General features: G+C 41.4%; 23 protein-coding genes and 1 tRNA gene. 4 read left to right on the top strand and 20 right to left on the bottom strand.

Annotated elements, in window-relative coordinates; all coding sequences use genetic code 11:
- Positions 1–16: 16 nt before the first annotated feature.
- The 15 genes from CVT07_RS04760 to murA form a co-directional block, all read right to left on the bottom strand.
- Complete coding sequence (locus CVT07_RS04760) at positions 17–631, bottom strand: thiamine phosphate synthase (RefSeq protein ID WP_107936669.1); 615 nt, start codon at positions 629–631, stop codon at positions 17–19.
- On the bottom strand, positions 624–1778 hold the full coding sequence (thiH, locus tag CVT07_RS04755; protein WP_107936671.1) for a 2-iminoacetate synthase ThiH: 1155 nt from the start codon (positions 1776–1778) through the stop codon (positions 624–626). Before thiH ends, CVT07_RS04760 begins: the two co-directional genes overlap by 8 nt.
- Complete coding sequence (locus CVT07_RS04750) at positions 1778–2542, bottom strand: thiazole synthase (RefSeq protein ID WP_103568848.1); 765 nt, start codon at positions 2540–2542, stop codon at positions 1778–1780. Before CVT07_RS04750 ends, thiH begins: the two co-directional genes overlap by 1 nt.
- Complete coding sequence (thiF, locus tag CVT07_RS04745; protein WP_107916757.1) at positions 2543–3394, bottom strand: sulfur carrier protein ThiS adenylyltransferase ThiF; 852 nt, start codon at positions 3392–3394, stop codon at positions 2543–2545.
- A gap of 7 nt (positions 3395–3401) precedes the next feature.
- A complete protein-coding gene (gene thiS / locus CVT07_RS04740) occupies positions 3402–3605 on the bottom strand; it encodes a sulfur carrier protein ThiS (RefSeq protein ID WP_107936673.1) in 204 nt (67 codons plus the stop codon).
- A complete protein-coding gene (locus CVT07_RS04735; protein WP_107936675.1) occupies positions 3605–4783 on the bottom strand; it encodes a pyridoxal phosphate-dependent aminotransferase in 1179 nt (392 codons plus the stop codon). The genes thiS and CVT07_RS04735 overlap by 1 nt, the downstream gene beginning before the upstream one ends.
- Before the next feature lie 11 nt (positions 4784–4794).
- Positions 4795–6630: a biosynthetic arginine decarboxylase gene (gene speA, locus CVT07_RS04730; RefSeq protein WP_103558040.1), complete on the bottom strand. Its 1836-nt coding sequence runs from the start codon at positions 6628–6630 to the stop codon at positions 4795–4797.
- Positions 6627–7853, bottom strand: coding sequence for a histidine--tRNA ligase (gene hisS, locus CVT07_RS04725; RefSeq protein ID WP_107936677.1), 1227 nt, complete (start codon positions 7851–7853; stop codon positions 6627–6629). The genes speA and hisS overlap by 4 nt, the downstream gene beginning before the upstream one ends.
- A gap of 31 nt (positions 7854–7884) precedes the next feature.
- Positions 7885–8472, bottom strand: a complete 588-nt coding sequence (gene tmk, locus CVT07_RS04720; RefSeq protein ID WP_107936679.1) for a dTMP kinase — start codon at positions 8470–8472, stop codon at positions 7885–7887.
- 1 nt (position 8473) lies between these two features.
- Positions 8474–8944, bottom strand: coding sequence for a pantetheine-phosphate adenylyltransferase (gene coaD, locus CVT07_RS04715; protein WP_107936681.1), 471 nt, complete (start codon positions 8942–8944; stop codon positions 8474–8476).
- A complete protein-coding gene (locus tag CVT07_RS04710; RefSeq protein ID WP_107936683.1) occupies positions 8941–9492 on the bottom strand; it encodes a UbiX family flavin prenyltransferase in 552 nt (183 codons plus the stop codon). The genes coaD and CVT07_RS04710 overlap by 4 nt, the downstream gene beginning before the upstream one ends.
- On the bottom strand, positions 9489–10340 hold the full coding sequence (gene flgA, locus CVT07_RS04705; RefSeq protein ID WP_196375757.1) for a flagellar basal body P-ring formation chaperone FlgA: 852 nt from the start codon (positions 10338–10340) through the stop codon (positions 9489–9491). Before flgA ends, CVT07_RS04710 begins: the two co-directional genes overlap by 4 nt.
- A gap of 20 nt (positions 10341–10360) precedes the next feature.
- Positions 10361–10435 (bottom strand) — tRNA-Gly (locus CVT07_RS04700).
- Positions 10436–10485: 50 nt separating this feature from the next.
- Entirely contained in the window at positions 10486–11646 is a 1161-nt protein-coding gene (locus CVT07_RS04695; protein ID WP_107936687.1) for a molybdopterin molybdotransferase MoeA, read from the bottom strand.
- A gap of 2 nt (positions 11647–11648) precedes the next feature.
- A complete protein-coding gene (gene murA / locus CVT07_RS04690; protein WP_002939452.1) occupies positions 11649–12917 on the bottom strand; it encodes a UDP-N-acetylglucosamine 1-carboxyvinyltransferase in 1269 nt (422 codons plus the stop codon).
- Between the two features lie 138 nt (positions 12918–13055).
- Here murA and CVT07_RS04685 point away from each other — a divergent pair, with 138 nt between their 5' ends.
- Genes CVT07_RS04685 through CVT07_RS04670 form a run of 4 tightly spaced genes read left to right on the top strand, consistent with a single transcriptional unit; the run spans position 13056 to position 15588 of the window.
- Positions 13056–13736 carry an NlpC/P60 family protein gene (locus tag CVT07_RS04685; protein ID WP_103603274.1) on the top strand — a complete coding sequence of 227 codons (681 nt, stop codon included), beginning with the start codon at positions 13056–13058 and terminating at the stop codon, positions 13734–13736.
- Positions 13720–14295, top strand: a complete 576-nt coding sequence (locus tag CVT07_RS04680; protein ID WP_107936689.1) for a rhomboid family intramembrane serine protease — start codon at positions 13720–13722, stop codon at positions 14293–14295. Before CVT07_RS04685 ends, CVT07_RS04680 begins: the two co-directional genes overlap by 17 nt.
- Positions 14282–15094, top strand: coding sequence for a ferritin-like domain-containing protein (locus CVT07_RS04675; RefSeq protein ID WP_107936691.1), 813 nt, complete (start codon positions 14282–14284; stop codon positions 15092–15094). Before CVT07_RS04680 ends, CVT07_RS04675 begins: the two co-directional genes overlap by 14 nt.
- Entirely contained in the window at positions 15091–15588 is a 498-nt protein-coding gene (locus CVT07_RS04670; RefSeq protein ID WP_107936693.1) for a SixA phosphatase family protein, read from the top strand. The genes CVT07_RS04675 and CVT07_RS04670 overlap by 4 nt, the downstream gene beginning before the upstream one ends.
- A gap of 823 nt (positions 15589–16411) precedes the next feature.
- Here the strand turns inward: CVT07_RS04670 and CVT07_RS04665 are convergent.
- Genes CVT07_RS04665 through CVT07_RS04645 form a run of 5 tightly spaced genes read right to left on the bottom strand, consistent with a single transcriptional unit; the run spans position 16412 to position 23468 of the window.
- Positions 16412–16903, bottom strand: coding sequence for a flagellar protein (locus CVT07_RS04665; protein WP_107936695.1), 492 nt, complete (start codon positions 16901–16903; stop codon positions 16412–16414).
- A gap of 4 nt (positions 16904–16907) precedes the next feature.
- Positions 16908–18254 carry a TolC family protein gene (locus tag CVT07_RS04660; protein ID WP_107936697.1) on the bottom strand — a complete coding sequence of 449 codons (1347 nt, stop codon included), beginning with the start codon at positions 18252–18254 and terminating at the stop codon, positions 16908–16910.
- A gap of 1 nt (position 18255) precedes the next feature.
- Positions 18256–20184 carry a MacB family efflux pump subunit gene (locus CVT07_RS04655; protein ID WP_107936699.1) on the bottom strand — a complete coding sequence of 643 codons (1929 nt, stop codon included), beginning with the start codon at positions 20182–20184 and terminating at the stop codon, positions 18256–18258.
- Positions 20185–21381, bottom strand: a complete 1197-nt coding sequence (locus CVT07_RS04650) for an efflux RND transporter periplasmic adaptor subunit (protein ID WP_107936701.1) — start codon at positions 21379–21381, stop codon at positions 20185–20187. It lies immediately after the preceding gene.
- 53 nt (positions 21382–21434) lie between these two features.
- Positions 21435–23468, bottom strand: a complete 2034-nt coding sequence (locus CVT07_RS04645; protein ID WP_107936703.1) for an ATP-dependent helicase — start codon at positions 23466–23468, stop codon at positions 21435–21437.
- Positions 23469–23478 lie beyond the last annotated feature (10 nt).

The following is a 23478-nucleotide window of genomic DNA, read 5'->3' as shown; positions in this document are numbered from 1 at the left end:
TTTTATGCAAATAAAGCTAAAATTGCTCGTTTTTGCTCTCTACTATCTTTTTTATAAGCTCCATATCGCCGTTCATTGCTAAGCTCATAAAGCAAATTCCGCTTGCGCCTGCTTTTATGGCCTCTTTGTAGTTCCCGCTATCTAGTCCGCCAAGTGCGTAAATTTCTTTATCTAAGCTTTTTAGCTCACTTATAAAATTTAGCCCTTTTGGCTCTAAGCCTGCCTTGCAAGAGGTGGCAAATATATGAGAAGCAACGAGCACGTCAGCGATAGAGGCTGAAATTTTAGCCTGCTCTAGGTCGTGAGCTGGGGCGTAAATTTTAGCTGTTTTTCTAAATTCTTCTAAAAAAATGCTGTGATTTTTAAAAAAATCAAGCTGCGCCGAAGTGAGCCAAAAGTCGCTCTTTAGCTTGCAAGCTACGTCAAAAAATTGATTAATGATAAATTTCTTGCGGTAGTTTTCACAAATTTGAGCCACAACCCTAGCAAGATCGTAAAAATCAGTCTCGTCTAGCCTTTTTGCACGAAGCAAAATTTCATCCACGCCAGCCTTGCAAAGTAGCTGTATCCTCTTTAAAAAGTCATCGCCCTCATAGCTTTCAAAGTCGGCCACGCAGAGAATTTTAAACATAGACATACTCGCTCATCAAGGGCTCTAGGCCGTTTACTTTTATCATTGCTTTTATCTCATCCACGCTTCTGCTGTCGCTTATCTCGAACTGCTCGTCGCCCTTTTTCTCTTCGCCGTGAGCGCCGATGCTTACTTTTACGCCAGCACTTATCTTATTTGTGGCGATCTTTACGGCGTTGTCGCGAAATTTTGCCTTTTCTCTAGTTGAGATCGTTATGCTAGCTGTTGGCATGAAAATTCTATAAGCGCAGATCACTTGTAAAAGCTCGTGCTCGCCCACGTCACGGGGATTGATGCGGTCGTTGTTGATGATAGGGCGAAGTCTTGGGCATGAAAATGCGATCTCGGCGTGCGGATACTTTTTTTGAACTAAGCTTGCGTGAAGTGCGGTCGCAAAGGCGTCAAGTCTAAAGTCATCTATACCAAGAAGTGCGGCAAAGCCAACTCCTCTCATGCCTCCAAGAAGCGCTCGCTCTTGCGCATTTAAGCGGTATGGAAAAATTCTTTTATTGCCGCCAAGGTGGATTTTTTCGTATTTTGTGGGATTGTAGGTCTCTTGAAAGACGGTCACGTAGTCTGCGCCACTTTTGTGAAGCAGGGCGTAGTCCTCAGAGTTTAGCGGGTAAATTTCAACTCCAACGACTTTAAAAAATTTCTTTGCCAAAGCGCAGGCGTTTGCGATGTAAGCGACACTTGAGTTAGTCTCACTCTCGCCAGTTAGGATCAAAATCTCCTCCAAGCCACTCTTTGAAATTTCTCTTAGCTCCCTTGTGATCTCCTCGTCGCTTAGCTTTGCCCTTTTTATTTTATTATTGGCGTTAAAACCGCAATAAACGCAGAGATTATCGCAGTAGTTTGCTATGTAAAGCGGTGTAAAAAGCGTGATGTTTGAGCCAAAATTTGCCCTTGTCTTTGCTTGAGCTAGCTGGGCTATTTGCTCTAAAAATGGCGCTGCAGCAGGCGAGAGCAGGGCTTTTAAATTTTCAAGCGAGCAGTGCTTTGCATTAAGAGCTGCTTTTACGTCCGCTTCGCTGTAAATTTCTGGTTTGTAGCTAGCTCGCTCTTTTAAAATTTCATCCATAATGTCGCTGCCAACATCCTGCATGTGAGGTAACAGCTGCATGTGGTCGGTTCTTGTAAATTTCATCAGTCTAAAAATCCAGTGAGCGGAGATGAGGCATTTGCGCTTTTGCTCTTTGCGCCAAGCCCTGCTAGATAGGCGTTTCGACCAGCGATGATGGCCTCTTTAAAGGCTCTTGCCATGAGCGGGATATTTTTAGATGAGGCGATGGCGGTGTTTGCCATGATAGCAGCCGCTCCCATCTCCATAGCTTCGCACGCTTGTGATGGCCTGCCGATGCCTGCATCAACTATGATCTGCGTATCAAGCTCATTTATCAAAATCTCAATGATATCTTTAAAAACTAGCCCTTGGTTTGAGCCAATAGGTGCAGCTAGAGGCATTATGCAGCTTGCTCCCGCACTTAGCATCGCTCTTGCAGCATTTAGATCTGGAAACATATATGGCATCGGCACAAAGCCGTCATTTGCCAGCGCCTCGCACGCTTTTATCGTCTCAGCGTTGTCTGGAAAGAGAAATTTAGAGTCAGTGATGATCTCTATCTTAACAAGCTCCCCACACCCAAGCTCACGTGCGAGCTGGGCGATACGAACGGCCTCTTTGGCGTTTCTAGCGCCACTTGTGTTTGGCAAGAGCGTCACGCCTTTTGGGATAAAGTCAAGTATATTTCGCTCTTTGCTCTCGTTTATGCGCCTAAGAGCAAGGGTTAGGATCTGCGCGCCAGCCTCATTTATGGCTGAGTCGATGAGCTCGTGCGAGTACTTGCCAGAGCCAAGGATAAAGCGGCTTTGAAACTCCTTGCCGCCAAGGATCAAACTATCATTTTGCACTTACGCCTCCAAGCCCATAAGCAGTCTAATGACCAAATTTGCCTCGTGATTTGCGCAGACTGCGACGCGCGGCGCCATGAGCCCTTGACCGATCTTCGCCTCATTTGTGAGGTCGCCGCAAAGATAGACATTTTTGGCAAATTTTATGGTTTTTATGAGATTTGAGCTAAAGTATCCAGCCATGCCAGAGGCGCCGATGATCTTTTTATCTTTTAGGCTTGCGCCAGCTTCGTTTAGTATCATCGCCTTGCCAGCGACGTTGTCAAAGGCTTCGCATAAAATTTCGCACTCGCCAAAGACGCTAGCTACATTTTTTTCATCTAAAAATATATCGTGAGTTTCGACCTCGACAAAGGGATTGACGTCATTTATCAGCTCTTTAAGCGCCTGCGTCTTTTTTAAGCCGATGTGGCGGACAAAATACTGCTGGCGGTTTAGGTTGCTTGGCTCCACGACGTCAAAGTCGGCAAGCACTAGCTTTTTTACTCCAACTCTAGCTAGGCTTAGCGCGATGTTTGAGCCAAGGCCGCCAAGTCCAGCCACGCCGATCACCGCTTTACTTAGGGCTAAATTTAGCTCAGGGCTGTTTCGTGAGGCGATCATCGCGCGTAAAACTTCACGCTCAGGCATCACGCCACGCCTTATAAATACGACGTTTGAGCCATCTTTTAGCTCGCTATCTTCTTTTATAGCAAAGCCATCAACGATAAAAATATCTGGCTTTGTTGCGTTAAATTTCTCTAAAAATTTATAAATTTCACTCTCTTTATCGCCAAGCGCAAGCTCTTTTAACTCGCTAAGGCTTTTTACTGGCACCTTAAATTTTGCGCCATTTAATACAATTTCTATCATTTTCTCCTCATCCACCGCCAACTAAAGTGACGATCTCATAAGCTTTGCCCTCACTCATGAAGCGCTCATGCCAAAGCTTTTTTGGCAAAATTTCTCCGTCTCGCTCAAGGGCTATAAGTTTAAGTTCATAGCCATTTTGAGCTAAAAATTCATAAACATTTATATCATTTTCAAGCTCGAAATTTTTGCCATTTACACTGAATTTGATCATTAAATTTTGTAGCTTTTTACAAAATTTGCGATCCTTTCGATCGCTTTTTTTATGCTCTCGATGTCTGTCGCAAAAGAAATTCTAAAGTATCCCTCCATACCAAAGCCCACACCTGGCACGGTCGCTACGTTCGCCTCTTCAAGCATTTTTTTGCAAAATCTAAGTGAGTCACTATCTACCTCTTTGCATTTTACAAATAGATAAAACGCGCCATCAGGCTTAACTACGCTTAGCCCAGCGATAGCGTTTATCATCTCAACTGCCACGTCGCGTCTTTTTTCATACTCTTTTCTCATGTTTTCGATATCGTCATCAGTTTCGCCTAGAAGTGACGGGATAGCGCCTATTTGCACGATCGAGCTAATGTTGCTTGTGCTTTGGCTTTGAAGCTTTTTGATGCCAGCAATTAGCCAGTCCATCGAGCTTGCGATATAGCCAAATCTCCAGCCAGGCATCGCTCCACACTTGCTTAGGCCATTTATCGTGACCGTTCTTTTGAAAAGATCCTCGCTCACTGAGGCTACTGCGTGAAATTTCTTGCCGTAGATCACTTTTTCATAAATTTCATCGCTTGTGATGATGATGTCAGTACCCTTTAAAACCTCGCCAAATGCCGCGATCTCCTCTTTTGTATATACGGCTCCAGTTGGGTTTGTCGGGTGATTTAGTGAAAAGACTTTTGTTTTTGGTGTGATCGCTTTTTTTAGCTGCTCGGCTGTGACTTTGAAATTTGTGCTCTCGTCCGCCTCGATAAAGACAGGCACGCCGCCACAAAATTTAACGATCTCTGGGTAGCTCACCCAGTATGGAGATGGGATGATGACCTCGTCGCCTGGGTTGATAAGCGCTTGAAATACATTAAAAAGTGAGTGCTTTGCGCCGATGTTTGTGACGATTTGATTTGCTTTGTAGTCAAGTCCGTTATCTCTTTTTAGCTTTGCTCTAATGGCCTCTATGACCTCAGGCAAACCTGGTACTGGCGTGTATTTGCCGCTTTTGCTATCGTTATCAAGTGCGTTTTTTACAGTTTCTCTTATCTTTTTTGGAGTCATAAAGTCAGGCTCACCAGCTGAAAGCGAGATCACGTCGATGCCAGCAGCCTTCATCTCTTTGGCTTTTGTGCTGATCGCGATTGTGATTGACTCGCTTAATGTTTGCATTCTGTTTGCTAGTTGCATTTTTGTCCTTTTTAGTTGATTGTCTTTAAGTAGCTATTGTCATTTAAAAATAGATAAAGTTCGCCCAAAATTTGCTTCTTTTGTGTTTCGTTTATCAGAGTTGATTTTTCTAAGCGCTCATTTAGAGTGTCTTGGATCTCGTAGATATCGTAGTCCATGTCCTCCATGATATCAAGGATTGACTGGCTCTCTAGTAAATTTGTGATCTTGTAGCCATCGCTTGTTATCTCCACGGTAGCTTCTGTCGGATGAGTAAAGAGGTTATGCTTCATGCCGATCACCTCTTGATATGCGCCAACTAGGAAAAATCCCAAGAAATAATCCTCCTTCTCCACATCCACATCGTGCAAAAGTAGTGGGTTTTTCTCGTCATCATAGCTGATCTCGCCGTCGCTATCGCAAGTGATATCCCAGATCGAAGCTGGCAAAGTAGGGCGCTCATCGAGCCTGTCAAGTGGCATGATAGGGAAATTTTGCTTTAGTCCCCAAAAGTCTGGCAAGCTTTGAAAGATCGAGAAATTTAGCAGGTATCTCTCTTGAACTTCTTTTTGAATTTTAGTTAGATCGCTTGAGTTGCTCTTGTTGCCAAGCATCACGACAGCTTTTTTGCTAATGAGCCTTAAAAGCACCTCTGCGTTTGATCTATCTTGCAGATCGACATAACCTAGATCAAAAAGCGTGAGGATGCTCTCAGTGTGGTGGATGGCGTCGTGCAGGTACTCTAGGGCGTTTGAAGGCTTTATTGACTTGTAAAGATCAACTAGCTCGGTTATTAAATTTGGATTGTTTTTCTTTAAATTTAGCTTCTCTTCGGTGTATTCTTGAGAAAATAGTTCAAGCACAGGAGCGACCAAAAGTGCGTGAGAAGCGGCTATATAGCGACCTGACTCTATGAAAATATCTGGCTCTATCTCCTTTTTTTGCTCGCTTATGGTTTTAAGCATATAAACAACGTCGTTTGCGTATTCGTTTAGCGTATAGTTTCTGCTGCTCTCCTCTTTAAACTGCGAGTACTCGATCGCAAGTCCGCCGCCTAAATTTATAGCTTTTAAATTTGTGGCGCCCATTTTTCTAAGCTCAGCGTAGATGTTGCCAGCCTCGATGAGTGCTTTTTTGAGCGGATGGATCTCGCTTATTTGAGAGCCGATGTGAAAGTGTATCATTGTGAAGTTTTCAAGTAAATTTGCCTTTTTTAGCATCTTTACAGCTTCTATTAGCTCGGTTGATGTTAGGCCAAATTTAGAGTGTATGCCTCCACTTTTTGCCCAGAGTCCTGAGCCTGTCGAGTGCAGTCTTACCCTAAGTCCGATCTTTGGTTTTGGTTTAAAACGCTCTTTTGCGATGGCGATTATCGCTTCAAGCTCGTTTAAGCCCTCGATCGTTAGTGTGATGTTATGCCCCATTTCAGCGGCGATAAAGCCTATGTTTATCATCTCTTTATCTTTAAAGCCATTTACTGTTATAGGCGCTTTGTCGTTGTTATAAGCCATAGTTAGAAGTAGCTCAGCCTTGCTACCAGCCTCAAGGCCGTAGTTGTAGGGTTTGCCAAGGCGAACTAGGTTTTTTACAAAGCCAGGATATTGATTGACCTTGAGCGGGAAAACGGCGTTAAAGCTGCCTTTGTAGGCAAATTCTTTCTTTGCCTTTGCAAAGCTTGCGTGGATCTGCTCGATCTGCTTTTGGATAAGGTGCGGAAAGCGAAGCAGTAGCGGCCCTCTATAGCCATCGTCTCTTATCTCTTTTACGATGTCGATGATCGCTGGCTTGCTAGCTTCGTTTATGCAGACTTTGCCATCTTCTATCACAAAATTTGAATTACCCCAAATGCTAAGTCCAAAATCATTCATCCCAGCTCCTTTTCAAGCTCATCTAAATTTATCGTTTTTTCGTTTTTGGTCTCTAAATTTTTATACCAAATTTTATTCTCTTTCATCTCATTTTCGCCCACGCAAAGGAAAATTTTTGCATTTTTATTGTCGGCATTTTGCAGATGTTTTTGAAGTTTTTTAGCTTCATAAGAAATTTCAACCTGATATTTTTTGCGAAGTTTTGAGCCAAGATTATATATAAAATCAACATTCGCCGCATCAAGCGCGCAAAGATAAACTCCCTCTCGCTCATCCCCAGCTTCACCTAAAATTTCCATTATCCTCTCAACGCCCATCGCAAAGCCAACACCGTAACTTGCTCTACCGCCAAGATATTCAACGAGCCTGTCGTATCTGCCTCCGCCTGCGACTGCGCTTTGTGAGCCGATCTCGTTGCTGATAAATTCAAACGCCGTCTTGCAGTAGTAGTCTAGCCCACGAACGAGCTTGGTGTCTATCTCAAATTTAACGCCATTTGCCGTTAAAATTTCTTGCAGTTTTGCAAAATCAGCCTGCGCCTCATCGCTTAAGCTATCAGTGATCACTGGAGCATTTTTATAAATTTCTTGGCAGCTCTCAACCTTGCAGTCAAGCACGCGGATAGGGTTTAAAAGCTTGCGTCTTTTGCAGTCCTCGCAAATTTTATCGTCATTTTCATCTAGAAATTTAACAAGTTTTTCTTTGTAAGACTTCATTGAGCTCTCGTCGCCAAGTGAGTTTATTTTTAGGGTTGTTTTGATATTTAGTCTGTTAAAAATTTCACTCACCATTAAGATAATGCTCGCATCTTCATAGACGCTGCCCTCGCCAAAGCACTCACAGCCAAACTGGTGAAACTCCCTTAAGCGGCCTTTTTGTGGGCGCTCGTAGCGAAACATCGAGCCATGGTAAAAGCAGCGTTTTGTCACATTTGCCCTGTCAAGTTTTGCCTCGATAAAGGCTCTAACCACGCCAGCTGTGCCCTCAGGACGCAAGCAAACGTCGTTGCCGGCTTTGTCTTCAAACTGATACATCTCCTTGCCCACGATGTCGCTACTCTCGCCGACACTTCTTTTAAAAAGCGCCGTCTCCTCGAGGTGCGGGGTCAAAATTTGCTCATATCCGTAGTTTTTTGCGACTTCCTCGCAGGTTTTTATTATCTGTGCGTAAAGTTTTGCGCGAGCTGGAAGCATATCTTTCATGCCACGAAGTGCCGTTATCATCGCATTATCCTTTTTTTATTTTTTTGTGATTTTACTTAAAATTTATAAAATTTTCTATCTCTTTTGAAATTAGCTCTATGCTTTTAGACGCGTCTATAAAAAGTGTTTCAAAGCCATTTTTGATAAGAATTTGCTTCATCAGGCTTTGCACTTTTAAAAGATACTCTAGCCCACGAGCTTCGATCTTATCGCTTGTGCCTCTTGTTTTTAAGCGTGAGCTTATTAGCTCATGGCTTGCTTCAAAAAAGACTATCTTATCTGCAAATTTATCATTTAGTGCAAATTTATTAAGCTCTAAAAGCACGTTTTCATCTAAGTTTTCATCATTTGCCAAAGCGTAGGCAATGCCCGAGATAAAGCCTCTGTCGCTTAAAATGAGCTTACCCAAATTTGGAGCAACCAGCTTTTCAAAATGCTCAGCCCTGTCAGCCAAAAAGAGTAAAATTTCAGCTCTTTTGCCTATTTTTATGCTTGAGCTTAGTAAAATTTCACGTAAATTTTCACCAAGCTTTGTGCCACCAGGCTCTTTTGTGACGATGGCATCGCTAAATTTAGAAGCTAAAATTTCTATCTGCGTACTCTTGCCAACGCCGTCAATGCCTTCAAACAAAACATACATTTTACGCCTTTAAATTTTTTAGAATTTTTGCTGGCACTAGGTTGCTCACGTCGCCGTCGTGGCGCAAGACTGAGCGGACGATCGAGCTTGAGATGAAGGCGTTATTTAAGCTTGGCATAAGATAAACCGTCTCAAATTCATCCCAAAGTGCAGCGTTTGCGTAGCCTATTTGTAGCTCATACTCAAAGTCACTAACCGCTCGAAGACCCCTGATTACGGTGTTTATGTCGTGTGATTTTGCAAAATCAACAAGTAGGTTGTCAAAACCTAGCACGCTTACATTGCCAAGCTCGCAAACTGCCTCTTTTGCCATCTCTATGCGTTTTTTATGGTCAAACATCGGCTGTTTGCTGTCACTTTTTGCAACTGCGACGATTACTTTGTCAAAAATTTTTGTAGCTCTTATGATAACGTCTAAATGGCCGTTTGTTATGGGGTCAAAGGTCCCTGGATAGATGCAAGATTTTTTCAAATTTGCCACCTTTTGTAAAGATTATTTTCGATTTTTAAGGCATCAAGCCACTTGCCGATGATGAAATTTTCCATATCAGAAAGGCTCTTTATGCCTGCGTAGTAGCCTAAAACTGGCGGAGCGATGGTAGCTCCAAGAGATGAGAGTAGCTGCATCTGAGAGAGCGCGATCGCAGAAAACGGCATCTCTCTAACGCCCAAAACTAGGGTTTGCCTCTCTTTTAGCGCGACACTTGCGGCCCTTGTGATGAGTGTGTCGCTTATGCCGTTTGCGACCTTTGCTAGCGTGTTGGTAGAGCAGGGCGCTATGATCATAGCATCCGTGCCAAATGAGCCAGATGCTGGACCAGCGCTAAGATCCAAATCATCATAAATTTTTACGCCAAGATCATTTAAATTTAGCCTCAAATTTTCTTCAGCCTCTAAAACTTTCATGGCATTTTTACTAACTATGACATGCGCCTCACAGCTATCTTTGGCGGCATTTACTAGCTTTAGAAAAAGCCCAGCCCCGCTTGCTCCAGTGGCTGCAAAAACTACCTTTTTCATCTGATAACTGCCTCATCTTTGCCTGAAACCGTGGCCTGTAAAATTTTATTTTCTCTTGTTCTTATCTTTATCATATCGCCTAAATTTCCATCCTCAAGCGCCTTTACTTCGGCTATTATCTTGACACCACCCTCGCTTAAAACTGCATTTAGCATTTGACCTTTTTTGACTAAACTTATGGCGTTAAACTGACGTTTGGTTAAAATTTCTCCGCTTCTTATCTGCACTTTTGTGACAAGCGTTGAGGCGCTAAGTCCAAAGAGTGCGTCACGCGGCCATTTGCTAAACTCGATCATCGTTGGTTGATAGTCAAGCAGGCTTAAAATGTGGTTTGTATTCATTGAATTTATAGCTATAAAAACTGGCATTTTGGCATTAAAGCTAAATTTAAAGTAAAGGCTCTTTAAACTTAGATCAACATCCTCAAAAGAGACTCTAAAAACGCCTTTTTGGCTATTTTGATCGCTTAAAAATATATTTTTAAAAACTAAGTCTTTAAAATTTGCAGGGAGTTTGTTTTGCGGACTGATACTAAGATCACTCACGCTGATGCCTGGGTACTCGTTGCTGATCTCTCTTAGAAATTGCATCTGAATTTCATCCATTATAGAGCAGTTTTTCACAAAAGCCACGCTACCACCACTTTTGTCATTATATGTTTTAAAATTTGCTGTTAGAATTTCATAGAGTTTTTTACTATCTATCTTGGCAGCTCTTTTGCCCTCTAGGTTTAAAATTTCATTGTCTTCGCCTTCAAAGCCAAAAGTACTAAGTGAAATTTGATCATTTACAACGCAATACATCGGATAGATGCTGACTTCATTTGCAAAAAGTTTTGTGGAAAACAAAAAAATGAGTATAAAAAAGATGGAGCGGGAAACGAGATTCGAACTCGCGACCCCAACCTTGGCAAGGTTGTGCTCTACCCCTGAGCTATTCCCGCAATCAAAATGAAGTCCGCATTTTATCAGATTGTTTTTCATTTGTCAAGGATTATGGAAGTTTTATAAGTGAAATTTCACTATTTTGTAAAATTTCACCTTGATCAGGGCTAGTTATCAACACAAAATCACTCTTTAATATATGGTTTATCATGCCTGAGCCATATTTTCCGCCGTCAGTTGCTACAAATTTGCCATCAGCTACATTGCCAAAAACCGCATTTGCTCTGCCTGATTTTACCTTTAAATTTTCGCTATTTATAGCTTTTTGCGTCACAAAACACTCGCTTTTTAGAAGTGGCAAAACAAGCATCATCGTGCAAAGATAAGCAGCCATAGGGTTGCCAGGCAAGATAAAAACAAGTCTGCCATCTTTTTCATAAGCCTTACAAGGTCTGCCAGGCCTTATGTCAAGATGCGAGAAAATTTCGCTATATCCAAGCTCACTTAGGGCTATCTTCATAAAGTCGGCCTCACCAGCGCTTGCTCCACCAGAGCAGATAACGATGTCGTAGTTTGCAGCGTTTAAAAACGCCTGTTTTACAGCATTTAGCTCATCTTTTATGATACCAAGATATGAGCTTTTTTGGCCGATTGAGCTTAAAAGTGCGGTGATGCCAAGTGCGTTTGCATTGTAAATTTCATCCTCGCTAGCTCTTTGCCAAGGCTCGATGATTTCGTTGCCACTTGAGTAAATTCCAACACTAGGCTGCTTTTTCACATCTATAAAGCTTATGCCCTGAGCTGCTAGCATCATCACACTTCTTGTGCTTAAAATTTCGCCACTTTTTAGTAAAATTTCACCAACTTTTGTCTCTTCGCCTTTAAAGCGGTAAGCTTCGCCTTTTTTAAGCTTAGCTGGCGCTTTTACAAACTCGCCCTCAACCACGCAGTCTTCAAACCTCATGACCGTGTCAGAGCCCTTTGGCATCTTTGCACCAGTCATTATCTTCACGCACTCGTTTTTGCCGATAGCTAGCTGCTCTTTATCGCCTGCAAAGGCACTTGCGATTATCTTATAAGGTTTATCTTTCTCATCAAATTTAACAGCAAATCCATCAAGCGCTGAGTTATCAAAGCAGGGCAGGTCTTTGACCGCTATCACGTCATTTGCTAAGGTCTTACCAAGAGCCTCGCTGATAGGTAAAATTTCGCTCTCATTTTTTGGTTTAAATTTAGCTTTTAAAGCCTCTAGTGCATCATTTACTAGCATTTTTACTCCTCAAGCCTAACTATTTTTGCCCCAAGGCTTTTAAATTTCTCCTCCAGCCTCTCATAACCTCTATCAAGATGGTAAATTCTATGCACCAAACTCTCGCCATTTGCGATAAGAGCGGCTAGTATCAGCGCTGAGCTTGCTCTAAGGTCAGTCGCCATGACATCAGCTGCATTTAAATTTGCAGGAGCATAAACGCTTGCGATGTGACCATTTAAGCGGATATCAGCACCCATTCTAGCTAGCTCGCTAACATGCATAAAGCGGTTTTCAAAAAGCCTCTCATCTATCGTGCTAACGCCATTTGCTGCAAGACAAAGTGCCATAAACTGAGCCTGCATATCGGTTGGAAAGCCTGGATATTCAGTCGTTCTTATCTCGACTGGTTTTATCTCATTTGTCGGCAAAATCGTGATCTTATCGCCGTCTATTTCGATGCCAAAGCCCATCTCTTCAAATTTATTTAAAATGGCTGTCATGTGCGCAGCATTTGCCTTTGTGACTGAAATTTTACTATTTGTGATAGCTCCAGCGCAAAGGTATGTACCAGCTTCGATCCTATCTGGGATGACCTCGATATCGCAAATTTCAAGCAGTTTTTGACCGCTACCAGTGATCTTTAGCTCGCTCGTGCCTATGCCTTCGATCTTAACGCCACTTCTTGCTAAAATTTCACAAATTTGCACCACTTCAGGCTCAAGTGCGACGTTAAAAAGCTCTGTCGTGCCATGCGCTAAGGCTGCTGCCATGATGATATTTTCGCTGCCAGTTACGGTGATCTTATCAAAAACTATCTTTGCGCCTTTTAGGCCATTTGGCGCGGTTGCGACGACATAGCCTTGCTTTATCTCGATATTTGCGCCCATTTTCTCAAGTGCGCTTAGGTGCAAATCTATTGGCCTTTGTCCGATCGCACAGCCACCAGGAAGGCTCACTTCGCAGTGTCCAAAGCGCGCTAGAAGCGGACCAAGCGTCAAGATAGAAGCGCGCATCTTTCTAACGATATCGTAGTTTGCCGTGGTCGAATTTACGCTGCTCGTGTCGATACTTAGTGAGTTTTCATCTTTAAATTCGCACTTTGCCCCAAGATTAACTAGCAACTGGCAAAGCGTCTTTATGTCAGCGACATTTGGGATATTTGTTAAATTTATCTTATTTTTAGCAAGTAGGGTTAGGGCGATGATAGGTAGGGCGGCATTTTTGGCTCCGCTGATCTTTACTTCGCCGCTTAATTTGGCATTGCCTTCTATTTTTAGATAGTGCATCATTATTTTTTGCCTTAAGAAAATATATTTTTTGCCGATTATATTGTTTTTAAACTTAGAGTAAAGAAAACAGGGCGCTATTTTCGCTTTATTTACATTTAAGAGTTAAAATTACGAAAATTAATTATTTTGGATAAAAATATGTTAAGTTTAATAAATAAAAGAATATTTTTTGCACTATGCGTTGCACTTTTTACAGGTTGTTCTTTCACCTCAAATGAGCCTAAAATCCCACAAAATGACTACAATCAAACCGCCTCTACAAATAGTGACTTTAGCAGACAAACTTCTGGTGAGCTTTTAGACGAAGATGACGGCAGAGCAGATAAAGAATTTGGTTCATTTTTTAAAAAATACTTAAACACTAGAGCAGGGGGCGACTGCTCAGGCTTTGTATCTATAGTAAATGCAAAATATAAAAATATGTATTTTGATGAAAAAACTATCAATAACTACTACAGCAAGGGCGGCAGGAAGTCAAAAGCCATCTATAACTTCTATGAAAGCCAAAATTTAATCACTCATAAAAATCCCAAAAAAGGCGATCTTATCTTCTTTTCAAACACCCTTGGCAAAGGCATACAAAAAAATAAAGATAAGAAAAACGTCACTCACGTTGGTATCGTGACAGCCATACTTCCAGACGAGACGGTGAAATTTATCCACAACTCTGGCGGCAGGATCATCCACAGCTATATGAATTTAAAACAAAAAAACACGCATCTAAAGGGCGACAAAGAGATAAATAGCTACGTTGTAAGGTGCTCAAACGCTAGCTGCCTAGCGGCAAACAGATTTGCTGGATATGGCAAAGCTAAGTAGCCCAGCTACATTTGCGCTTATCCTTTTAAATTTAGCTGCATTTTTTAGTCTCACCTTTCTGCACTCGCGTGAGCTATGGCTTGCGCTTGGCTTAAACATATATTTTTTAGAAAAACTCTATATATTTCAGCCCCTCACATCTATCTTTATGCACGCAGGCACAGCTCACCTGCTCATGAATATGCTCTTTTTATATCAAGTTGGCACGATGAGCGAGCTATATCTTGGCACGAAAAAATTTATCATTTTTTATATTGTTGGCGGCGTTTTGACGCAAATTTTAAGCTTTATTTATATATATTTTGCATTTGAAAATGAGAAATTTATAAATTTAGTCGGTGCAAGCGGCGCTTTGTGTATGCTCTTTGGCATGCTGGCGACCTCAGTGCTATACTCTGATAAAAAGGCGTGGTTTGGCTACTTTGCCATCGTTGTTGCCATGAGCTTTTTGCCGCTACTTATGGGCATAAATGTCGCATGGTACGCGCACTTTATAGGCTGGGGCATTGGCTGTTTGTATGCTAAATTTTACTTAAAGAGAGCAGATGAGATTTTTTGATGAGATCTGGGACATTTTAAACGAAGGCGACGTGGGGCTTAAATTTTTAAAATTTGAGCTATTTTACGAGAAATTTAGATCAAATTTAGATATTTGTTTTGACGAAATTTCTGCTCCAAATGAGCTAACTACCCCATGCTACGCTAAATTTTGCGACGTTGTTAGCATGAAAGAGCTAAACAAAAAGGTAAAGCCAAAAGATAAAAACCTAAATTTTATCCACTCGGTTGCTCACATCGAATTTAGCGCTATCGACATCGCGCTTGATGCTTGTTATAGATTTAGAGGGCTGCCAAGAGAGTTTTACGAGGACTGGCTGGAGGTAGCTGAGGATGAGATCAGGCACTTTTGCATGATAGAAAATTTACTCACAAAGCAGGGCGGCAGATATGGCGAGCTAAGCGTGCATGACGGCCTTTTTATCGCACTTCAAAAGACTTCAGATAGGCTTACTAGCCGCATGGCGCTACTGCCAAGATATATGGAGGCAAACGGGCTTGATGCAAACGCTCACATCATCAAAAGACTAGAAGCTGAGGGCGGGCAAGAAGAGCTCATAGAGTGCCTAAAAGTCATCTTAAAAGAGGAAGTCTCTCACGTTTATAAGGGTGATAAGTGGTTTAAATTTGCCTGCAAAAAAGAGGGCGTCGATGAGAAAAGCTACTTTGACATCATATTAAATTTATATCCAAATTCATTTAAAAGTATGAGAGAGATCAACGAAAAAGACCGCTTAAAGGCTGGATTTAGCGAGGAAGAGCTTAGTTGGATAAAGAATTTCTCAAAGGAGAGATCATGAGCAAAATTTACTTCATAAGGCACGCAAAAGCAGTTGATGAGAACAAAGATGGCGCAAAAGACGCTTTAAGAGAGCTTAGTCCAAAAGGCAAAGAGGACGCTAAATTTATGGCTAGCAGGCTAAAAATGTATTATGTGATGCCAGGAGCTATCTTTTCAAGCAGCGCTAAAAGATGTGAGCAAACAGCAAAAATCATCGCTAAAACTTTAAAATTTAAAGAAAAATCCATAGAGATAAAGGACGAGCTTTACGACATAAGCTTTGAGGATCTTTTGGAGTTCGTAAGAAATTTAGACAAAAGTTTAGATGAAATTTTCATCATCACGCACAATCCAAGCATAACTGAAATTTGCGAATATCTAAGTGACTCATCGATTGACAATATCCCAACTTCAGGCATTTTTTGCATTGAGTTTGAATGTAAATTTAAAGAGCTAAAAGAGGGCAGTGCAAAAGCTCTGTTTTTTGACCACCCAAAGAAACATCAAAGGTAAGTTTTATAAAAAATCCGCAAATTTACTCATTGCAATTTGACAGGCACAAAGAACATCTGTTTATTTGATTTTTCAAATGCAAGTTTTGCTTTTGAACCAAACTTGAAAATTTAACCATTTCAAGTTCAAGTCGCCAAGCATAAAAACAAATTTAAAATCAACCATAATTGCAATGCCAAAATATGACAAAAGGTAAAACGCAAGGTATTTTATATATTTTGTATTGAAAACTGTAATTTTCAAATTGATATTTTAAAATCTTTATTCTGCTCTTTTACAAGTTTTAAATGGCTAGATTTGGCTATGTTTTGCATTTTATCTTTTGTGTGATCTAAATTTATCCATTAAATTTGGCGTAAAAATATTTGTAAGAAAATTAGTTAAATTTTACACTTTTCAAAAATTGTGAAATTTACATTTATCTTATATATAACTTAAAATTTGATCTACCCTATTTTGAAAATGTGAGCAAGAGCTATCTTTGAAGTTTGTGGTTCTTGCTTTTAAACGCAGAGCACCGACCTTGCAAAAGCGACGATAAATGTAAATAAAGCGCTCGCTAGATGGCATTTTTGGATGCAAATTTAATCCAAAGCGATTTTTTTATAAAAAGCTAATAAGGCGATCTTGTGTGTTAAATTTAAGAGTAGCATAGAATAGAATAAATGCGTGATATCTGTTTTTGTGCGCCAAATATTGATCTTGTGGGTTAAATTTTGGAGTAAAGAGTTAAATTTGCCATTCAAAGGCAACTTAAAACTAAAAGTAGTTAAATTTGTTGTGAAAACACGCATTAAAACTATTTTCAAGCTAAAGTGCGTAATTAAATTTTATCCTCAAAAAGCGTGCGGATATCTAGTGTGTAGTTTTTTGGCATAAAGATCGGCGAGTCTAAAATTTCAAGCAAGCCATCATTAAATGAGAGAAATTCCACTACTCTTTTTGGCTTTCCGACGGTTTTTATGCTCATATCAGCTAGGCGTACTACCTTTACGATCTGCATTTTATCTGCCGTCCATTCAGAAAAAGCTAGAAATTTGGAGTCGTCTGAAAATAAAAAGCAAGCAGTCGCCCTTTCGCTAAGTAAAATTTGAAGCGCATCGTCATCTTTAACTAAATTTTGATCCAAATTTAATAGTCTTTTTGCGTGGTTTGAAAATTTATTTTTTAAATTTAAACAGTGCTCGCTATTTATAAAAAGCCTTAGCTCACCAAGGGTTGGAGCGCCCATAGCGACCTCACAGCCTTCAAATTTGGCGCTAAATTTGCCATCACTGCTGCATGCTTTTGCCTCGTAGTCCCAAGCTGAGATCATAAATTTACCTATTAAATTTGCCTGCCATGGCTTTGTAGATATTTAGCTCATCTTGTAAAAGCGTGTATTTTGCTTTTAAAAGCCCTATTTTAGCCTCTAGCTCGCTGTTTTTAGCCTCTAAAAACTCTTTTAGCTCAACCTTGCCGTAGGAGTATTTTAGATCGTAAATTTTTGAAATTTCCTCGTAGTTTTTTATCTGCTCTTGGTAGTTAGCAAGTAGTGCTTCGTCGTTAAGGTAGCCTTTGTAAAATGCGTCTATCTCGTTTAATGCGCTATTTAGAGCGCTTATGTAGTTTAACTTTGCAAGCTCGAAATTTGCCTCGCTAACTTTTAAATTTGACTTTAGCTTGTGGTAGTTTAAAAATGGCAAATTCAGAGCTATGTTGCCATTTAGAAATTTAAGACTAAAGGCTTCCTCTTTTTTGTCGGTGCTGCTTTTGAGGCTGGCTCCTAGTGTGATGCTTGGATAAAACTCTTTTTGGCTCGCTTTGTAGTTTAAGATGCCCTCTTCTATGCGGTAAATGGCCGCTTTTAGATCAGGGCGGTTTGCTATGGCGCTTGTTGGCACATCCAGATCAACGCCCACTCTTTTAACTGGGCTTAGCGTGAGGCCTTCAAATTTAAGCTCAAATTCTGGCTTCTCATTTAGCAAAATCCTAAGCGTTTTTTTAGCACTCACTAGCTCTTTTTTGGCACTTTCTATCTTATTTTGAGCGCTTAAGAGCTGCGAGTTTATCTGTTTTAGGCTTAGCGCCTCCTCTTTGCCAAGCTTAAATTTAAGCCCAACTATCTCATTTAGTTTGTTATAAATTTCTAAAATTTGCTTATAGGTTTTTATGCTCTCGTTTAGATATAAAATTTGAAAATAGGCATCTGCTACTGAGTTTATGACGCTTAGTTTGCCAGCCTCCAGATCAAATTTAGTAGCCCTTGCTTCAAACATCGCTGCGTCTTTGCTGTTTGCTAGCTTTTGCCAAAGATCAAGCTCGTAGCTAAGCCCTATGCTTGAGCCAAAACTTCTAGTGACCGCACCGCCCTCTTTTATGTTTTTGCTACTTGTTGCCTCGATGCCAGCGTTAAAGCTAGGGATCAAATTTGCCTGCAAAACGCCAGCTTGAGCGAGCGCTTTATTTACATTTATCGCAGCTTTTGCAAGGTCGGTGTTGTTTTTAAGCGCAAGTTCTACAAGCTCATCAAGGTAGCTTTGCTCATACTGCTTCCACCAAGAAGTGTCTAAATTTAGCTCACGGCTTGCATTATCTTCAAGTAAAATTTGCTTATAGTTTTCATCTATATTTTTAACAGCGCAGCCGCTTAAAACGAGCACTAAAGCTAAGCTTAGAAATTTCATATTACTCCCTTGAAAGCGCATCTATTGGATTTAGTTTTGAGGCGTTTTTAGCAGGCATGTAGCCAAAGATGATGCCAATAGCCATCGACGTGACAAGTGCAAGCACGATCGAGCCGTTTGAAAAGATCATGCTAAAGCCGTTTAAGAAGTTGTTAAAGATGTAGCCGATCGCGTAGGATAGGACGATGCCGATGGCTCCGCCAATTAGGCAAAGTAGCACGGCCTCTATCAAAAACTGCTGCAAGATGTTGCTCTGTCTAGCTCCGATCGCCATTTTTATGCCTATCTCTTTGGTGCGCTCGGTGACTGAGACTAGCATGATGTTCATGACGCCTATGCCCCCAACTACGAGTGAGACGACGGCGATGCTTGAGATGAGCAGGCGCATGGTCGAGATGGTCTCTTCGATCGTTTGCTTGATGCTGTCTGAGTTTCTTGTAAAAAAGTCCTTTTTGCCGTGCTTGATCTCTAAAAGCTCGGTTAGTGTTTTTTCGGCGATTTGCGCATTGACACCTTCATTTACTTTGGCGGTGACCGAGCTTATAAATTTATCCCCTGTGACCTTGTTTAGCACAGTCGTGTACGGGGCGTAAATTTTAAGCGTGCTTGAGTCGCCCATCTTAAAATCATCCTTTTGCAAAACGCCGATAATGCGAAGTGGCTTTTTGTTAAAAAGTATGATCTTGCCGATAGGATCATCATTTTTAAAGATGCTATTTTTGGTGTTTTGATCGATTAGTGCGACTGAATCAGAGTTTAAAACCTCATCATCATCGTAAATTCTGCCCTCTTCTAGCTTTAGCCCATTTACGTCAAAGCTCCCTACCCCGCCACCTTTTAAGCTCGCACTTAGCGAGATATTTTCATAAGTTAGCACGCCTGAGGTGCTTGTATTTGGCGTGACTGAGTCTAGAAAGGACTGCTTGGCAAGCATGTTTGCGTCGCTTATGGAGAGCGTTTTGACCTTGCCTGAGAGCATATCGCCAAAGCCTTTACCAGGCATGATGTCGATCGTGTTTGTGCCGATCTTTCTGATGCCAGCTAAAATTTGCTCCTGTGAGCCTTTGCCAAGAGCAACGACGCTAATTACCGCTGTAATGCCAATTATAATGCCAAGCATCGTTAAAAGCGATCTTAGTTTGTGCGCTAGCATCGCATTTACCGACATTTTAAAGCTCTCTATTAGCTGGTCTTTATAGTAGGTAAATTTGCTCTTTTCTGGCTGGGTTTGCTTTGCGGCCTCGTAAATTTCACTATTTTTTACATTGTCACTTACGATGTTGCCATCTTTTATTTCGATCACACGGCTTGCATACTCTGCGATCTTTGGGTCGTGCGTGACGATGATGATAGTGTGGCCTTTTTTGTAAAGATCAACTAAAATTTCCATCACCCTTAGCCCACTTTTGCTATCAAGAGCGCCAGTTGGCTCGTCTGCTAAAATGATCTCGCCGCCATTCATCAGCGCCCTTGCTATGGAGACCCTTTGCTGTTGTCCGCCTGAGAGTTTATTTGGTAAATTTCTAGCTTTTTCACTAAGTCCAAGCGAGCCAAGAAGCTCATTAGCTCTTTTCTCTCGCTCGCTCTTGTTTGCCCCTGCGTAGATGCTTGGTAGCGCTACGTTTTCAAGAGCATTCATCGTGCTAAGCAGATTATATCTTTGAAAGATAAAGCCAAATTTATCCCTTCTAAGCTTGGCAAGTGCGTCGCTATCAAATTTTGATATATCTTTGCCGTCCAGTAGGTACTGCCCACCACTTGGGCTATCAAGGCAGCCAAGGATGTTCATCAGGGTTGATTTACCAGAGCCAGACTGACCGATGATGGCTATAAATTCGCCCTTTTTTATCTCTAAATTTATGCCATGCAGGATCTCTATCTCATTATCGCCTAGCTTAAAGCTTTTGGTGATGCTTTTTAGACTTATCACTTAAAACTTCTTATGTTCTTTTGCGATCATCTTAGCGATCTCGCTTGATGAGCCTTGAGATGTGATGATCTCGTCACCCTCGTTTATACCGCTGATGATCTGCGTATCAAGGTTGTCTTTTATGCCGGTTTTGACCGCTGTTTTTACTGGCTTGCCATCTTTTAGCACATAGACAAAAGTGCCGTTTTCATCTTTTTTGATGCCGATGCTTGGCACGATGATGGCTCCCTCGACGTTTGCTATTAAAAGCTCGTTTTGTGTGGTCATGCCTATTCTTAAAATTCCATCTTTATTATCAACGATGCTTTGCGCGTAGTAATAAACCGCCGAGCTGCTGTTTGAGCTACTTGAGTATGAAGACTTACTGCTGCTACTTGAGCCGTAGCTGCCATCACTTAGCGTAGTAAGCCCCGGGTCGATCGAGCTAACAGTCGTTTGAAATTTCTTCGTTGGCTCAGAGAGGATCGAGTATTCAACTGGCGTGCCGACTTTGATCTTTGTGATGTCGCCTTCTGCTATTTGCATCTTCATCTTTACATGGCCAAGATCAGCGATATTTACGATAGTTGGCGTAGTTTGGTTGGCATTTACAGTCTGACCCTCCTCGACCTGCACGCTTACAACAGTGCCGTCTCTTGGAGCGGTGATCTTTGTGTAGCCTAAATTTATCTTAGCGGTGCTTAGCTCGATATTTGTCTGCTTGATCTGCGCTTCAAGCTCCTTTATCTTGGCGCTGTTTGCACTATATGTATTTTTTGCGCTTTCAAATTCTTGCTTTGAGGTGGCGTTTTTAGAAAATAGTGCGTTTTCTCTATCAAACTGCGTTTTGGCGATATTTAGAGCCACTTTTGCGCTTTCTAGCTGGGCTTTGTAGATGGCAAGTTGAGCTTCTTTATTATCAATGCTATTTTGCTGGGTCGAGCTATCGATACTTGCGATCATATCGCCCTTTTTTACCTGATCTCCGAGCTTAACATATAGCTTTTTTATCTGACCGCTCACCTGAGCTCCAACGTCGATTAGCTCGGTGGCGAAAATTTCTCCAGTCGCATCGACCTTTTTACTAAATGAGCCCTTCTTTGCCTTTTTGGTGATAAACTCAACCTCTTCTTCTTTTACCTTAAAAAATTTATCATAGACGAAGTATCCGCCAACGCCTAAAATAAGCAGGATTATTAAAATTTTAGATTTTTTCATCGCTTCTCTTTGTAAAAAATTGGTAAATTCTACTTCACAAGAGTAAACACTCTTTAAGCTTCCTCTTTTGCCATGCCAGCCTCTATCAAAAACCTACTTGGCTGATAGGTCACCTTCTTTATCTTGTCGTATTTTGCATAGCTAAGATAAAGCTCGTCTTTAGCCCTTGTTACTGCTACGTAAAAGAGCCGCCTCTCTTCTTCTAGGCTGCCACCCATGCTCATTAGCTTTAAATTTGGAAAGCGATTTTGCGCGAGATCGACGATAAAAACTTGGTCAAATTCAAGCCCCTTGCTCGCATGCACGCTAAGCAAGCTAACGCCCTGCCCTTCGCTCATCTCGTTGCTTCCAAGGGCTAAAAAATTATAAAATTTACTGATATCTTGATACTTTTTAGCTAGCTCGCTTAGCACCACGCTCTTTGCCATTATGCGCTCTTTGACCTCTTCTTTTAGAGCTAGATCGACGTTGCCGTTTTTAAAGGTCGCTCTTTTTGTGCTGATGTTTTCGACGATTAACGAGTAAATTTTGCTAGTTTTTATCTCATTTATCATCGTGGCTGGCTTTGAGATATTTCTCATGCCTCTTAAAAAGTTGTAAATTTCATATAAAAACTGCGCCCCACTCTCGCTTAGCTTTTGTAGTTTTAGCACAGGGTGGCCCAGAAATTTATCGCTAAAGCCAAGCTTAGAAAACCTCGAAACTTCGGCAAATTCATCAAGGTCGTCAAAAAGGCCTAGCTGGTAGTTTCGCCTTTTGTTTGATGAGATATTTACGCTCTCATCTGGCTCAACTATCCCTTTTATCAAATTTCCATGCCCAAGCTTGAGCAGTGCGTCAAAAATTTCTTTGCTAACTGCGCTGCCAACGCCCTTTGCGTATTCGCAGATGTGGATAAATGCCATTATATCTTTTGGATTGACATAAATTCCCATGATGTCGATGAGTGCCTTGATCTCACGGCTCTCAAAAAAGCTCACTCCACCCTTTCGCTTTGAGCCGATGCCTCGCTCTTTTAGCGCGACTTCGATGCCATCAGCTGATGAGTTATTTCTAAAAATTATGGCGATATTTTCTCTATTAAATGGCGAGAGTGAGATGATGTCGGCGATGTTTTGATACTGATCAAAAAGCTCGTTATAGACAAGCAGCCTTGGAGGCTTGAAATTCCCCTCGCGGCTAACTGTGAGGTGCTTTTCATAAAGCCTTGGGTTATTGTTTATGACCTTGTTTGCAAGGGCAAGTATGCTCGAGCTTGAGCGGTAATTTACATTTAAAGCGTAGATGTTTGCGTTTGGGAAGCGATCTTTAAATGAGCCAATGATCTCGATATTTGCGCCGTTAAATGCGTAAATGCTCTGGTCAAAATCGCCCACGCAAAATAGGCTCTTTGTCTTAAATGCGTCTATGAGGCTGCCTTGAAGCGTGTTTGTGTCTTGATACTCGTCGATCAAAATTTCATCATAAGCTAAATTTGCTCCATTTTTTAGCTCGTCGCGCATTTTTATGAGAAGATCGTTAAAATCAGCGTAGGCAAATTTAGCCTTTTCAGCTTCAAACTCTTCTAAGACATCTTCATAAATTTCAGCATAAACGCCCTGCTCTTCGCTCTTTTGGCTTATCCATTTGCCAAAAGTTGTGCCTTGTTCGCTGTTTTGAAATAGCGAGTAAAGGTCGTATAGATAGGCTCCGCCGTAAGGCTTGACGTCGCTTAAATGGTAAAATTTACGCCTCTCAACAAGACTTTTTAAAAGCGTCTTTAGCTCGCTTGGCTGCTTTAGCGTGACGCCTTTATCAAGGCTTTTTAAAAGCGAAAATGAGACCGAGTGGAAGGTGCCTGCGGTGATTTTGGAGGTGATTTGTTTGTCAAAATACCTATTTAAGCGCTCTATCATTTCGCTGGCTGCTTTGTTGGTAAATGTTAGAAGCAAAATTTTCTCTGGCTTTACGCCTAAATTTAAAAGATGTGCGATGCGAGCGACTATGGTGCTAGTCTTGCCAGTGCCAGCTGAAGCGATGATGAGATTGTGTCCAAATGGCGCAGTTGCGGCGGTGTATTGTTCTTTGTTTAACCTAGATAAGGGCATTGTTTCCTCT

Source organism: Campylobacter concisus (assembly GCF_003048875.2).
Classification (GTDB): Bacteria; Campylobacterota; Campylobacteria; order Campylobacterales; family Campylobacteraceae; genus Campylobacter_A; species Campylobacter_A concisus_AU.
The sequence above is the reverse complement of the archived record's forward strand: the minus strand, read 5'-3'. Positions and strand labels throughout refer to the sequence as shown.